Source organism: [Clostridium] saccharolyticum WM1 (assembly GCF_000144625.1).
Taxonomy (GTDB): domain Bacteria; phylum Bacillota; class Clostridia; order Lachnospirales; family Lachnospiraceae; genus Lacrimispora; species Lacrimispora saccharolytica.
The window spans coordinates 2995718-3009377 of sequence record NC_014376.1; the positions used below are offsets into that span (position 1 = coordinate 2995718).

At 37.0% G+C, this 13660-nt stretch carries 9 protein-coding genes; all 9 read right to left on the minus strand.

Annotation, left to right across the window (positions count from 1 at the left end):
- Positions 1-8: 8 nt before the first annotated feature.
- The 9 genes from CLOSA_RS13940 to CLOSA_RS13980 all read right to left on the minus strand — a co-directional run bounded on the left by CLOSA_RS13940 (position 9) and on the right by CLOSA_RS13980 (position 13646).
- On the minus strand, positions 9-1358 hold the full coding sequence (locus CLOSA_RS13940) for an ADP-ribosylglycohydrolase family protein (RefSeq protein WP_013273404.1): 1350 nt from the start codon (positions 1356-1358) through the stop codon (positions 9-11).
- A gap of 33 nt (positions 1359-1391) precedes the next feature.
- On the minus strand, positions 1392-2477 hold the full coding sequence (locus CLOSA_RS21815) for an LEM-3-like GIY-YIG domain-containing protein (protein ID WP_013273405.1): 1086 nt from the start codon (positions 2475-2477) through the stop codon (positions 1392-1394).
- Positions 2478-2565: 88 nt separating this feature from the next.
- Positions 2566-6978, minus strand: coding sequence for a coiled-coil domain-containing protein (locus tag CLOSA_RS13950; protein ID WP_013273406.1), 4413 nt, complete (start codon positions 6976-6978; stop codon positions 2566-2568).
- A gap of 39 nt (positions 6979-7017) precedes the next feature.
- A complete protein-coding gene (locus CLOSA_RS13955) occupies positions 7018-7752 on the minus strand; it encodes a DUF6063 family protein (protein WP_013273407.1) in 735 nt (244 codons plus the stop codon).
- Positions 7736-9322 carry a hypothetical protein gene (locus tag CLOSA_RS13960; RefSeq protein ID WP_013273408.1) on the minus strand — a complete coding sequence of 529 codons (1587 nt, stop codon included), beginning with the start codon at positions 9320-9322 and terminating at the stop codon, positions 7736-7738. Before CLOSA_RS13960 ends, CLOSA_RS13955 begins: the two co-directional genes overlap by 17 nt.
- The gene (locus CLOSA_RS13965; RefSeq protein ID WP_013273409.1) at positions 9297-10325 is read right to left on the minus strand and encodes a Wadjet anti-phage system protein JetD domain-containing protein; all 1029 of its coding nucleotides are present in this window, start codon (positions 10323-10325) and stop codon (positions 9297-9299) included. The genes CLOSA_RS13960 and CLOSA_RS13965 overlap by 26 nt, the downstream gene beginning before the upstream one ends.
- 35 nt (positions 10326-10360) lie before the next feature.
- Positions 10361-11356 carry a helix-turn-helix transcriptional regulator gene (locus CLOSA_RS13970; protein WP_013273410.1) on the minus strand — a complete coding sequence of 332 codons (996 nt, stop codon included), beginning with the start codon at positions 11354-11356 and terminating at the stop codon, positions 10361-10363.
- 129 nt (positions 11357-11485) lie between these two features.
- Positions 11486-12505, minus strand: coding sequence for a hypothetical protein (locus tag CLOSA_RS22200; RefSeq protein WP_013273411.1), 1020 nt, complete (start codon positions 12503-12505; stop codon positions 11486-11488).
- 16 nt (positions 12506-12521) lie between these two features.
- A complete protein-coding gene (locus tag CLOSA_RS13980; protein WP_013273412.1) occupies positions 12522-13646 on the minus strand; it encodes a DUF4268 domain-containing protein in 1125 nt (374 codons plus the stop codon).
- Positions 13647-13660: the final 14 nt, after the last annotated feature.

A 13660-nucleotide genomic window follows, 5' to 3' on the forward strand; every position in this document is an offset into this window, starting at 1 on the left:
CAATTCATTTATGCTGCAGAAATCAACCGTTCAAGTCTTCTTAAAATCTCTAAAAATGTTTTGTCTTTAACTGCTGATTCCCACAGTCCATCACAAAATCGTTCTTGCCGAATATATCCAGTTAAAATCGCCAGAGTCAACTCAAGGTCAGATCCTTCTATTGCTGTATTCATTTCTTCCGTACCATGTAGACCATTCTTTTCAATGACCTCAAGGTAGTTGTAGCAAATTAGATTTGATGAATATACTGCTTGGATAAAATCCTCCAACGTTTGTTCATATATAGGATATGGCATGGAAAAGTGATTCTCTCCAAGCTTTTCTCCACCACCCCAGGAACAAGCATTTTTCTCATTTACGTTTTCAAAGTAAGGGATGAATGCCAGCAGCTTATCAATGCTTCGTTTTGTCAGAGAGCGATGAAGCCGTTCTGAAAGCTCTTCAATGTAATCTTTACGCACGATTTTTGCGGTCCATTCAATTGGAATATTCTCGCTTCCATAGTATAGTCCCGCCAAGCCTCCTGCAACGGCTGCAACCGTATCCGTATCATCTCCAAGATTGACCGCCTTAAGAACACAATCTTTATATGTTTTTGTATTAATCAAGCACCAGATTGCAGCTTCTAGAGTATCCACTACATAGCCACTGCTTCTTATTTCAGCCTCATTGATTTCTCTAAAGTTCTTTTCAGACAGCCGATGATAATGCCTAATTTCTGTTTCGTACTCCGGTTTTCCCTTGTAGTACTCAAAAGCTTTGTAAATCCCCAACTCTACTGCAATACTTAGATCCATATTACCGATAAGCAATGAGGCAACTGAAAGATATATACCACAAGCCATTTGGCTTCGCTTATGAGCATGGGTTAACGCTGAAGCTTGATGGATCATATCAAATGCTTCATCCACATCCTGAAAGTCCGTACTATACAATGATTGAATGTAGAACAGCAACGGTAGAATTCTCATAAGAGATCCATTGCCATTATCACGTTCACCTTCACCACCGCACTGTAATGGCGCTACTCCAGAGATATATCTCATAATTGCTTGTCTTGTGGCAACTCCTACATCAAACACTTTTCCATGAGGCGTGTACTTCCCTTCGGTGAGCCAGAATTTAAATTTCTCCATTACATCCTGATAATCAAGACCATAACATAAGCTATCGAGAAGGCATAAAGTCATGCTGGTATCATCTGACCATGTTCCAGACGGTTGGTTGTGCGTCCCGTATGCCCTCATATCTGTAACTGAGTTTGCCTTGAGTTTTTCACGGCTATTAAATTCAACAGGTACTCCAAGTGCATCTGCTACGCACAGGCCCATTATTCCATCAATAACTTCATTTTTCATGGTTATGCCCCTCCAAATACATAATCTCCATCCTTATAAGTTCAAATACTTACATGGATTTGCTTCTCCCCTTGAATAGAGATGTTTAACGGATTTATCGAGATACTTTTCTCTTATAACCTCTGGAGCTAATATTCCATCAAAGAATATTCTTTCTGAATCAGTACATTTGCTCCAGCTCAAAGGCTTAAACACCTCCATGATTGTCCCATTTACAATGCTAAACACATATTCTGCATTTTGTGCTTTTATCAATGACAGCTTCCATTTACCTCTAGTAGCAGTGTAGATTTCATTTTTGGTCATCCCATCACGGTAAGTTGCATTTATCTTTATCAAAATTGCTTTTTCTTCAATCCTTGTTTCTTCGTCATCGTTTATGTCGTCAGATTCTTGCATATTGTAGCTCTCTTTAAAATTATTCACAAAGAAGTATTGAATCGGATTTGCATTTCCTTTTACGATAAATTCTTCAATTGAACGATGCAGATACCTTTCCTTGATTAAATCATAAGCTGGTATTCCCTCGAATCCAATTCTGTTGGAGTCCTCTGCTTTAAACCATGCTATAGGTTTAAAAACACCTCTCACAATCCCGTTATGAATACTAAGAACATAATCTGCTTTTTCGGCATTTACTTGATTTGCTTTCCACCATTTATTCGTTGCCTCATAGATTTCTTGTTCATTCATGTCGCTTCTATATTTGGCATTTATTTTTATTGTCATAACATTATCTTGGATCTCAATTTTTTTAGCTCCTAAAAGAATATCTAATTCCTCACAAGAAATTTTACCTCGTTCAATGGAATGCCCTTTGACGCAGTTTGATAAATTATCAAGTCCAACAAAATCAATCAAAGCTGCTTCAACTTCAAAAGCCTCTTTCTCACTCATTCCATATCTGATAATCCAGTGTTCAACCTTTTGACCCCTACTTTTTATACTATTGATCACTTCAATTTTCTCAATATTTGAATCACTTTCCAAGTTTCCGTTGGCATGACTAAATACCCTATTTCCTTTGCCTTTTCCTATATAAAAGGTCTCTCCTGTATCAGGATAATTCAAGCAATATACGTAATACCCGATTTTCTCTTGCGTTAGTGGTGAAAACACTTCTATCCCTCCTTCAAAGACGAGAGCAATTCATTTTGCATGACTTAATACCGTGTGTACTTAACTTTGCATTTTCAATATGCTATTGCTAATCAATCTCTAAATGATCGAACAGCCTCATTTGGATGATTTCCTTTGATTCCGTTTTCTCATTCCGAATAGTATTGATGAACTGACCTTTGGCATTCTTTGTCTGTTCAATGATCATGTGTTTATCAAACAATATCTGTGCTGAACTTGGCACGTTATGCGCAACACAAAGTAATTGAGCATTGCTTTTATCGAGGAATCGCCTTACTGGTTCCCAAAGCTCAATTGAGGATGCAGATGCGAACGGATTATCCAAGAACATAAAAATCGGTGCTTTCATCTTGTCATTTATCACAGTCACATTATTAAAATACTTGACCATCGTGATGGCAAACATAACATATGTTACATAGCTTTGACCTGATGATGCTGAAAGCCTTCCCCAACTATAGTATTTGGGCTTTTCTTGCTCAATCTTTAGTATCTGGATATTCAGCTTATCAAAATCGATTCCATACTGAATAATATTGTTAATGCTAAGCCGGTTTTTGATTTCCTTCTTAGTCATCCCATCATTTTGGACTGAATATGCAAGTTCATAGACATAAGCCTTAAGTCTGCTTAGAGCAATATCATTTTCAATCCTGCAGCTATTCTCATCACTTAAGTTGATTTTAAATGATTCTTTTGTGTAATCACCGTACTTAAACTTTGAATACTCCGGAATTTTTGCAATCTCATCCAATATCGTTTTAAGCATTCTAAATACTTGTTCAGCAATCTCTTCATCAAGACGTCCGATGTTTTCAATCGATGTTTCTAAATTTCGAATAGTCGTATTGATGCTATCAGAAGTCTGTAAAAGGAGTTTTACAAGCAATATTGTTTCTTCAAACGTCCGCTTATTGGTAAGGTATTCTTTGAGCTTAAGCTTAAGCTGCTCGTTGATAATAAGCTTATGGAGCATGGCGTCTAGCTTTTTTATCTCTGCATTTATTCGACTAATTGCCTTATCATACTCTGCTTTCACTTTTGCGTAGCTTTTTTGCATTTCACTATAAGAAAGCATGAAATCTGATTTTATAGCGGTTTGCCAATTCAATGCATTTGTGTCACAAAAAACTTTGAACTGACCCAGTTCATTCGTATATAGATTACGCTCCGCAGTTATGTCATTCATTGTTTTTCTAATAGTTTCAATTTGATCATTAACCTTCAATAGCTCTTTATGACTTTCTCTCTCCAAGCTAGATAATTGCTGCGCATCAAGAGCTTTGAATTTATCAAAGTACACTGTAATCTTATTTTCTAGTTTTTCGTAATCCCTTTTGCAGGCGATCAGTTCAGCTTTGACATTGTTTCTTTCTTCTTCAAATCCGGATTTCTTTTTATTCAAGTCTTCAATTTTCAGATCAATAACCCTAAACTCTTCTGGAGCAACCTTTTGCACATAATTAAGTGCGTAGACTTCCGAAAAGTCTATCTGCCCGAACCTATGGTCTTCTCGGATATCTTGCATCAATTTATTCAGTTTGGCTTGCCTTCCAACCAGCTCTTCATAATTCTGTGCCTTTTCATCGAAAGCATACTTTGCTGCTAAAAACTTGCTGTAGAGATTGGCTATATCCGCTTCCTCTAATATGCCAAAGCTTTCATCCTTATAACCTTTCGATCCCTCTACATAGTCACGATATAGGCGGATATTTTCTTTAAATCTTTCAATGGTCTTTTCAAGATGACCCTTTTCCTTTTGGGCAAGGTTAAGATCAGCATTGTTGTTGTCAATTTCATATTCTAAACTTGACTTCTCATCAATGATATCTTTAATTCGAGCAGCAATTTCACTAATCTCGTTAGTTAATTTTATTTTGGAAATGAGTAGTTGCTGCTTTTCATTTACCTCTGTATTTTCGTATTCAAGCTTCTGAAGCTTATCCTTTAGTTCCTCTGCTTTAAGCTCTAATGTTCGAATGTACTGCTCCTGCTGCAGCTTTGTCGCCGTCGATGCAGAAATTTCTTTTTCCAATTTACTTACAGATTCTAAATATTTTTCGACTGTTTGTAAGGGATACTTATACATATGGGCGCTTAACAAAGCAATCTGTGTTTCAATCATTTCCTTTTCTGAAGTCAGAGCAGTTTGCTTTTCTGATAATTTATTGATTTCTTTACATCTCGATTCAATTGCCACTTCTGGATTGAGAAGATTTCTATAATACTCTCCATCACGGGTAAGCAGAAACAGTGAATTAAATTGAAATTCTTCCTCAAATTTCTTTATAGCGGACCAAGGCATTAACACCAAGTTTTCTTGAGCTACCGTTATACTTACGGTTTTCTTACCCTCTGAAACACGCTTATAGTCATCATCTGCAACTATCAAGACCTCAGCAAAGCCCGGAAATCTATCAAGTATTTTTCTGGATTTCTCTTCATCCAATTCTTTCAAAATATCAGATCCAAATTTCGCATATTTCCAGTCGCCTTTAATGGCATTTAAAGCATCATACTTTGATCTCGCTCTTAGGAACCCATAGTCTTCGAGTATTTTAATTTCATCATTTAACTGCTCTATAGATTTGTTGATATCAATCGATCTTGAAGCATGGCTTTCAACCTGTTTTTTAAACTGGCCACAAATTTCTTCGATATCACTCTCTTGAGCGGATGTCTTCGTCCTAATGTCTTTGAGAGAGTTTCTGTATGCTTCCACCCATTCATTTTTCTCTGAGAGTTGACTTTTTCGTTCACCGATGATTGTCTCAGTATTGGTTACATCACCTTTGGCTTCTATTTGATCTTCTTTGTTCTTATTGATTGCTTCAGATGTGCCTTTCAATTCAGAAGCAACACTTATTTTAAGCGCTTCAAGGCATTTTAGTTCTTCTTCATCCAACAACGAATTACTGTAATTAGGGTATTCTCTAAGTTCCTTGTCGATATCTGATAAAGAGCGTTCCAAGCTGTACTTCTGGTCATTTGCATTTGCGATATTCGACGAACATTGATTTAACCGTTCTCCCAACACACCTTCTGTTTTCTTTAGGTTATCTAATTTCTCATTTTCTTGTGCCAGTCGCGTCTTATTCGAGTCAAGCTGAATCTCCAAATTGTCGATTTCTTTTTCTGCAATCATATAGATTGTATTGGCATACTCTGCTGTGATCTTTTTCTCGTCATAGTGTGCGCTCGTTAATTTCTCCAATCTTTCGTCGATCCCATTTTTTTCAGACTCATGTTGCTTGTAATCAATAGTCAAATTAATAGTCTCAAGTTTGGTCTTTTCTTGCTGCATATTTTCTATTTCAGTATTTTGTTGATTCACGATCTCTATTTTATTAGCAAGCGTCTTGTTTAGTTTTTCAAGTTCTATCTGAAGCTTACGAATTTCAATATTTTCAATGTCTTTCTCGAAATTACTTTTCAGAACATAAAGTCCAACATGTTCAGCTTCCAATCCCCTCGAGCGCTCTTCCATTTGCCTGAGAGCAAATACATATGCCGCAGCTTGCTTAGGGTATTCTTTCAAATGAGTATCATACTCCTCAAGAGCATTTACTCTCCCATTCACAAATTCAATAAAGGCGGCAATTTCCCCTCTTAACCGTTCATACTCTGCTTTATCAGCTTGAAATTTATTAAGTTCATTCAGACTTTGTGATTTTTCAAAAAGCGATTCCGCGAGTTGAGATGATCGATCCACTTTTTCCAGATTCATTACGAATGCTCTAGCATCAAGAGCTTTTTCTGTATTTGGAACAATAAAATTCATCAGCAGGTCCTTGGGGCGCTTGCATTTTTCTTCAAAAAACTGCTTAATGTAGTTTTCGTCTTTGTTGATTTCTCTCAAGAATTCAAATACTTCTGAGTTGATTCCAAATTTCTTTAACTCCTGATAGTACCGACTCTTCTCATTTTCAAATGTTTGTATGACAAAATAGCGACCGTGCTTATCGCTTCTCATTTTTGCCTGCAAAAAGTCCTTTATACTTTTATAGTTTGCAGGTGTTATCCTGTCACCGTCCTCTTTGCACAATGGCAATGTTTCAATTGATAACGAATCTGCCGCTAAATTATTGCCGGCAATGATGTAATTCATATATTTGAGTCCCAAGTCGGAGTTATCTACTGCATCCGAGGCTTCATCACTATTTCTTGGCTCAGCCATAGCAGCAAACCCAAGATAGATATTGTTGAACTGGTGTCCTTCAATACTAAAATGAGATAACGAATGCACTGTTGATCCCAGTGTTACCCCTGAAAACAAATTAAGAACTTGGTTTTTATCAGAAAAAAATGAATTAGGCAAAACAGTTTGAAACAGCATCTGTGCTGCAAGAGTTTTGCCTCCACCATTTTTCATATCAAGCAGAGCATTTTTGCCATCAATAAAGAAATACTCGTTTGGATACACAATCGAGTTATGATTAGCATGAACATTTACCAACCTAAAACCCTCTAATTTTGCCATATTTCTCCCTTCCTTCTCTAAAAACGCATTATCTTCGATTTATTCAGTAATCAGGTTATCAAGGTAATTGTATATTTCAGCTTGAATTTCATCTGCATTGTAAGCGTTCAAAATTGTAGCTTTGAAGCGGTCTGTAATGTAAATTACTTTGTCTCCATTCAAGTCGACCATCTTAATCAGTTCTTGATTTTCCATAAAGCGAAGCGTTGTATTAAGCAGTTGGATTTTTGATGATTTCCCATATTCCTTCCTACTATCCCCTTCGCCTTTATCAAGCCTTACTCTGGGCAGATCAGACCATTTCTTTACGACAACTTCAAAATTGTATGATTTCTCGTATGAGATTTCATCGAGATTAACTTGTTCTCTCAGGATTTCTACCTTTTTATCAACAATATCCATCAGGTCGTTACTTTTCATGAATGGCTTCATTGCTGAGGGGCTTGCTTCTGGGAAAAACTCAGTTATAACATTTGCAATGATAAATAGAGCTGTATACAAATCTTCGTTATTAAAGGAATATCCGAATTCTTTCCTCATCTCTTCATTTGTATAGCCAAATGTTTTTACTCCAGGTATCGGCGAGATGTAGAATGTTCCAGCTTTTTCATTTAAAAATAGTCCCATTGTTTGGCATAGATTTTCTAAGTCACTCAGAGTATCTCCATCGTTAATAATACTTTCATGGATTATGGGAAATTCATCTCTTGAAAGACTTCCTTTTTCAATCAGTACTTTAAGAGCATTCCCTACGGTATCAATATTCTTGGCCATTTTTCAAGCTTCCTTTCTCAATCAGGCATATTTTTAGATTCCCAATCGTTCTATCTTCTTCACCGTTAATTTGTACCTTTTGATCCGGTTCAGTTGCAATATGGATCTCGGCATTATAAGCCATTTTCATTTTCTCAAACCAGAAGTATGTTAATAGTTCTTGTACTTGGAACACTTCAATAGGTTTATCTATTATCAAGTTTCTTTCATTCAGTTGTATCACCTGCACATTATCAGAGCCGTATTCATTCTCTCTTTGTGCATCCGGCAAATAACTTAAGCTTAATAAAAAGCTTAAAAAGTCAATTGACCCTATTGCAGCTGTTCCCTTTCCTTGCTCAACATAGCTTATAAAATCTGAGATATCCTCTATCGTAGTATTTATCTTAACCAGGTATTCGACCAACATCTCGAACAGTTTAAAATAATTGTTCTTCATTCGGCCATCATAGATTTTTTCAAAGTCTTCATGTTTTTGCGGTTTTACGTTAATTTCTTCAGGTACTATGTTCTCCATTTGCCTTGTAACCTTTTGCCCCGATAAAGCGACCGTAACCCCAAAGCGCTTGTTTCGTTTCGGCAATAGTAATGGCTGAACAGAATTTATAAATTTATCGATAGGGGTATCGAGTTTTGTCAATTCATCAAAGTGCTCCTGTAAATTGAACAGGCTTAGAAAGATATTGATCATCGATGATTTATCAATTTCAAGCATTTCAACTGGCATTTTTGAAATTTCATTTGTATACAGGGCTTGAAGGTTCGAACTCTTGCTGAGTTCAATTTCAATAGCTCTTAACACCTCGATATCTTCGGGTGTGAGTGTAATGTTATTCTTTTCTAGGTATTCGCTCTCCTTGTAAAGCTGCAGGCGCTCCTTGGCATCTTCATAATGACTCGTTTCTTCACTGCGAAGATCAAAGAAATCGCCCCAATATTTTTTGTAAAGTCTACTCGCTTCTTCACGACCAAATCTGTTCATAGACAAGATTTCCGTCTTAATGTCCAATTGTCTCAATGTTTCCAGATTAATGCTCTTAATGGTATTTAGAGCTGCTTTATACTTTTTCTTTTCCAATTGCAGTTTGAAAAGGTATAACGCCACGGTCAGCTTAGCTTCCTGCGGAATCTCCTTTGATGAAATAAGAAACTCCAACCCTTTATCAGTTATCTTGAACCCTTCATCTTTGAGGCTGTAATCCACATAGGCAACCTTGACCGATTTTACACTGCGAATATCGTGATCATAGTATTCAAATTTAATTGGATCTCCATTCGGCTTAGCTCCTTGGAGCTTGGAAATTAGGTTCTCGGCAATCTCATCCAAGTTGTATTCATCAACATACTCAATACCACTTAAGTACTCATTTATAAAAGTTTTGATTTCATAAACTTTCATCGCATATGCATTCAGTCGCCCTTCTTCAACCATGTAAATGAGAAGTGATATTACTAAATTGCCAATATCAAACGCATAGGAAGCTCCCGACACAATATAATAATACAGCGAATATATCCCTATTATTTCCTGACGGTTACTGGCATCAGAATAGTCTATATTGTAGTTCATCCATTGTCACCTTCATATCATCATAGTTTAATGCTTCCTGCGGAATACATCCTTCAGACTCCAATATTGACATTATTGAGGTTCTATCTTCGTCAAATAGGTTTGTCAGTATGTCTTCAGCTTTTGAGTTATCAATCGTTCGTTTTTTGATTAGCGCTCGTCCTTCATAGCTAAGCAAGCTATGGTATAAAGCCCTTGAGAGCTTGATGTTATGTTGCGGGTACTTTTCTATAAGAGACCTTGCAATATCAAAACCTTCTTGATCAACATCTCCATAGTATAAAAACAAATCGTTGTTCCCGAGGCTATATACATGCAAGAACTTAAAGATCTTAATAACTGCTCTTCCTTCTCCGAAGAGAACACCTTTGATGTTGGACTCTTTCCCAGCTAATAGTCTTAGTAGTGAAAAGCAGGTATCTTTATTCTCGACAACTAGAACCGTATCACCATCGGAAGATGTTGGATAATAGAAGGGCGATATTGTATCCACATACGGAATGTCGCTAATCTCTAGCCCCAGATTGTTAAGGATACGTTTTCCATTCACTGAAGCTTTTTCGGGCTGTGATAATGCTTTTTCGTCTTTGAAAACCACATATGAAATTTCATTGAGCGTCAATTCTCCGGAATTTCTATGTAGAAGGGCTGTTAGTCTCTCAATGTGGGGTCTATCAATATGATACTGATCTAAATTCTTCAGATAGTATGAAGCGTCCATCCCTAAATCGTGGCAAAACAAATCAAGATCTACGGCTTCAGATTGACCTTCCAAATTCCATTTATTAATAGTGATTTTTCTCTGGATAGAATCCAAATTTGCCTCACCTTTGCCACTTCTCTTTATTTGAATAATTCTTTGGTCATCCAAATCTTGGAGCTGCTGAATATACTCATTGATTTCTTCACGAGACCATTGCAATACTGGTTTCTTGCGATATTCGAAAGCTAGATCGTATATATCTATTGTTTTCTTACTATAGTTTTTTAGAATATTTATCATCAACATTGCCTCCAATGACTTATACTCGAGCGTTTCTAAATTTCTAGCCGGTATTGATCAAGAATTCCACTCAAATGTAGTTTATATTGCTCAATCACCGGCTCCGGAGATAGTATTTTCACCTTACTTCCAAACTGTGATATCCAAGCAAAGAAAGTAGAGCTTACGGCCACCTTAATCCAGATACAGAAGCTATTATCATCCTTTTTTCCAATCACAACGTCTTTGCCAAAGCGGTCAACAACTGCATTTACAAGCGAATTATCAAATTGCAGCTGTACCAGAACTTCCTCACCACCGAACATGTTAAAAACCTTTTTTGTATACTCAGCAATATCGAAATGCTCCCTATCCGGCAGCGGATCTCTTTCCTCATCGATCAGATCGATATCTGTCATTCGATCTACCCGGTAATGTGTAAATCCATTATATTTAGTCGAAAAAGTAATCAGATAATAATTCTCATCATCCCATGACAAGCCATACGGACTCACCGAGTATTTATCACCATTCTTTCTGAATGCTTTTTCTTTCTTAATATCGTAGTCAAAATATTTGAATGACACCTTTTTGTTTCCTGCAATTGCTGCATGAAGCCTGTCCACATTGTAGTAAATACTTTCATTGATGGTCTTGACCCTATTCGAGACATAAACCTGTCTCTGCAACGATTGAGCCTGTCTATAGCTCGCTAGACTCTCTATCTTCTTGATAAGTTCGTTGCTCTTTTTATGTGTAACAAACTTTGAACATTGGACAGCATCAACTAATAGCTTGAGCTCTGGGAGCTCAAATAATCTGCTGGCAACAAAATAGTCAGTGGTCTTTGACTTGCGTGTCGCAATATCCAATCCGTAATGTCTTAATGCTTCCAAATCATCATAAATAGATTTTCGCTCAGCGGTTATTCCATAGCGCTCAAGCTCTGCGATCATATCATTAATCGTCATGGTATTTTCTTCGTCTGTCTTTTCATTCAGTGTTTTAAGCAAGTACAGCAGCTTCAATTTCTGATTTGAACTCTTGGCCATAGCATTCACCTCATAATATCAATTCCAAATAATTACACCTCCTATGATAACATATTATCACAAGAGGTGTCCATTAAAACGGATAGTGATTAAACTAGAAGGACAGCTCCATTGATTTTACCAACCCAATTACCTTCTTAGAGCACCACTATACTCATTAAGTTCTGAAATTCCATTGATTCTACAAAAATAGTTGAAGAATTCTTCTGCCAGATTATGATCTTTAGATCCCTTTTTAATTTCTGATATATCACGCAGAATTAGCGCAGCGACATCATCTTGAAAATATCTATGGAGTCCAGAGTTCCACGCAGGGATATCTGGATTATTGCTATTACAGTGATAGTTCCAGAAAAGCATTTTTTGAGCTTCAGTTGGCGAGAGTTTCAGTTTGTATTTTGATGTTGTTGAAACGTACCCCTCATCTCTACTATCGCCTTCATACGTATCATCTACCAGAAAAACGGCAAATATATATCTTTCATTTTCTGAACTGCCTGGATTACGAGTCGTAAGAACACACAAGCTGTTATTTTGAACCTGATGTAGCTTCATCGGCTCACCTTTTCGATCACCATTTTGAACGATGCCTGCAAGCGCCTTCCAATCTCTCAACATCTGGCTTTCATAGCAGACAAATCCGCCATCATCGCAATGTGCATCCAGTTCTTCACGAGAAATCTTGCCGTTATAAAAATCTAGACATGCACAGTCTTCTGAGTTACACCATGTTCTGCGTTCTATAGCAATATTGTTATTTATAATGGAGTCACTACAAACCCCTTCAAAGCCAACTTGTTTGTCCGACCTTCCTCCATCACAATAATTGCACTTAAATGCAATATTGGCTCTCGCCATCTTCTTATGCTTAATTTGTGGTTCTTTGGCGATAGCAGCTTGTTTGATAGCAGCCACTTCTAATTTGATTGCTTTTTCTTCAGCTTCCTTTTGCTCTTTTCCCTTTTTTGTTTCGTCAACATATGCAGCAAAGCTCTCATTGTCAGCTACCAGAAATGAACCAAAGGCTTCAGGGAATTGGAACCTCTTATCTCCCACTGAAAATGATACAACGACTAAGTTGTCATCACTCTCAATAATAGTTCCAGTTCCAAATGCTTTATGTTTTACAATCTGCCCTTTTATGTTCATTTCACTTACCTCCCGTTCATAGGCTTTGCTTAAGCTTATTAATATTTTTCTTCAAAGCGTCATTTAGTTTGATCATGTTTTCAACTAAAAATTGCTGCATTTGTGGCCAATCATCTTCATTGAAAACATTTACGCCATCCAAAATATAAGTAATTCTGGACATCTTTTTATCATCTAGCCTCTGCCATGACAAAGGCGCTCCAAATATTTGCTCAATATTCTCTTTATCCTCAATTAACAAATCGAAGATTTTCTTGTTTTCTTCTTGGTTGGGTTTGTTTATTCCCAGCTCAACCGCTGCATATTTTTTTGTGATAACAAAACTATAGCCTAAACCACTCATTCCGGCCCCTGCTGTTAGCCAATGGTCATAATGAGTTGAATCAGTACTGATACCACTAAATAACTGTGACTTCGCATTCATCTTAGGAAGCAGTTCATTCCAAAACCGATTTCTAATAACCTCTCTTTCTGCAATCTCAGCTCCAGTGGCTATTTCATCATGTGCCTTCTCATCAAGAGAGATAGTTATATCCGCCACATCTTTTACAGGTATAATCTGCTCGGTATCAAGTAACAAATGGCCCTCAAACAAATACGGAGTCACTTTGATGCACTGAATCTGTATCCTGAACTTCCTCGCCCACAGAACGGTTGAAGTCACCTCTTTACGAAACTCTCTGGCAACCAGAATAATCCGCTGAGAGAGGTCATGATTCAATTGCACCTCATCAAAGTCCGATTTGTTTAGGAAATCGCATATTTTATCTTCTGCAATAATGCCAGGTTCTGTTTTATTCAGGTAATCTTGATAAATCTTACGAATACCGTCTTTGCCCAAAGTCGAACAGTATGAAGCGTATTTCATAGCCTGCCATGTAACATCTTTCCCTGAATCATCAAGTTTATTTTCAATGATTACAAGGTTCCCTTTGCGATCAATGGCAAGCAGATCTAACCTCTCATTGGTATCCGAAAAGCCACTGAATTCTTTTTGGATTATAAGAAGCTCTTCTCCCAAGATCGTAGGTTCTTTGACAATCCATTCCTGCAAGTCATCTCTTTCCTTTAATCCTAACGACGAGAATGTAATGGCTTCTATCTTCTTAGACTGTTTGTTATCTCTATTGATGATATACATGGTTCACCTCATTT

What these genes read in the sequence shown, in the direction of transcription:
- CLOSA_RS13940 (WP_013273404.1), bottom strand. Translation starts at nt 1,358, where the DNA reads ATGAAAAATGAAGTTATTGATGGAATAATGGGCCTGTGCGTAGCAGAT.
- CLOSA_RS13950 (WP_013273406.1), bottom strand. Translation starts at nt 6,978, where the DNA reads ATGGCAAAATTAGAGGGTTTTAGGTTGGTAAATGTTCATGCTAATCAT.
- CLOSA_RS13955 (WP_013273407.1), bottom strand. Translation starts at nt 7,752, where the DNA reads ATGGCCAAGAATATTGATACCGTAGGGAATGCTCTTAAAGTACTGATT.
- CLOSA_RS13960 (WP_013273408.1), bottom strand. Translation starts at nt 9,322, where the DNA reads ATGAACTACAATATAGACTATTCTGATGCCAGTAACCGTCAGGAAATA.
- CLOSA_RS13965 (WP_013273409.1), bottom strand. Translation starts at nt 10,325, where the DNA reads ATGATAAATATTCTAAAAAACTATAGTAAGAAAACAATAGATATATAC.
- CLOSA_RS13970 (WP_013273410.1), bottom strand. Translation starts at nt 11,356, where the DNA reads ATGGCCAAGAGTTCAAATCAGAAATTGAAGCTGCTGTACTTGCTTAAA.
- CLOSA_RS22200 (WP_013273411.1), bottom strand. Translation starts at nt 12,505, where the DNA reads ATGAACATAAAAGGGCAGATTGTAAAACATAAAGCATTTGGAACTGGA.
- CLOSA_RS13980 (WP_013273412.1), bottom strand. Translation starts at nt 13,646, where the DNA reads ATGTATATCATCAATAGAGATAACAAACAGTCTAAGAAGATAGAAGCC.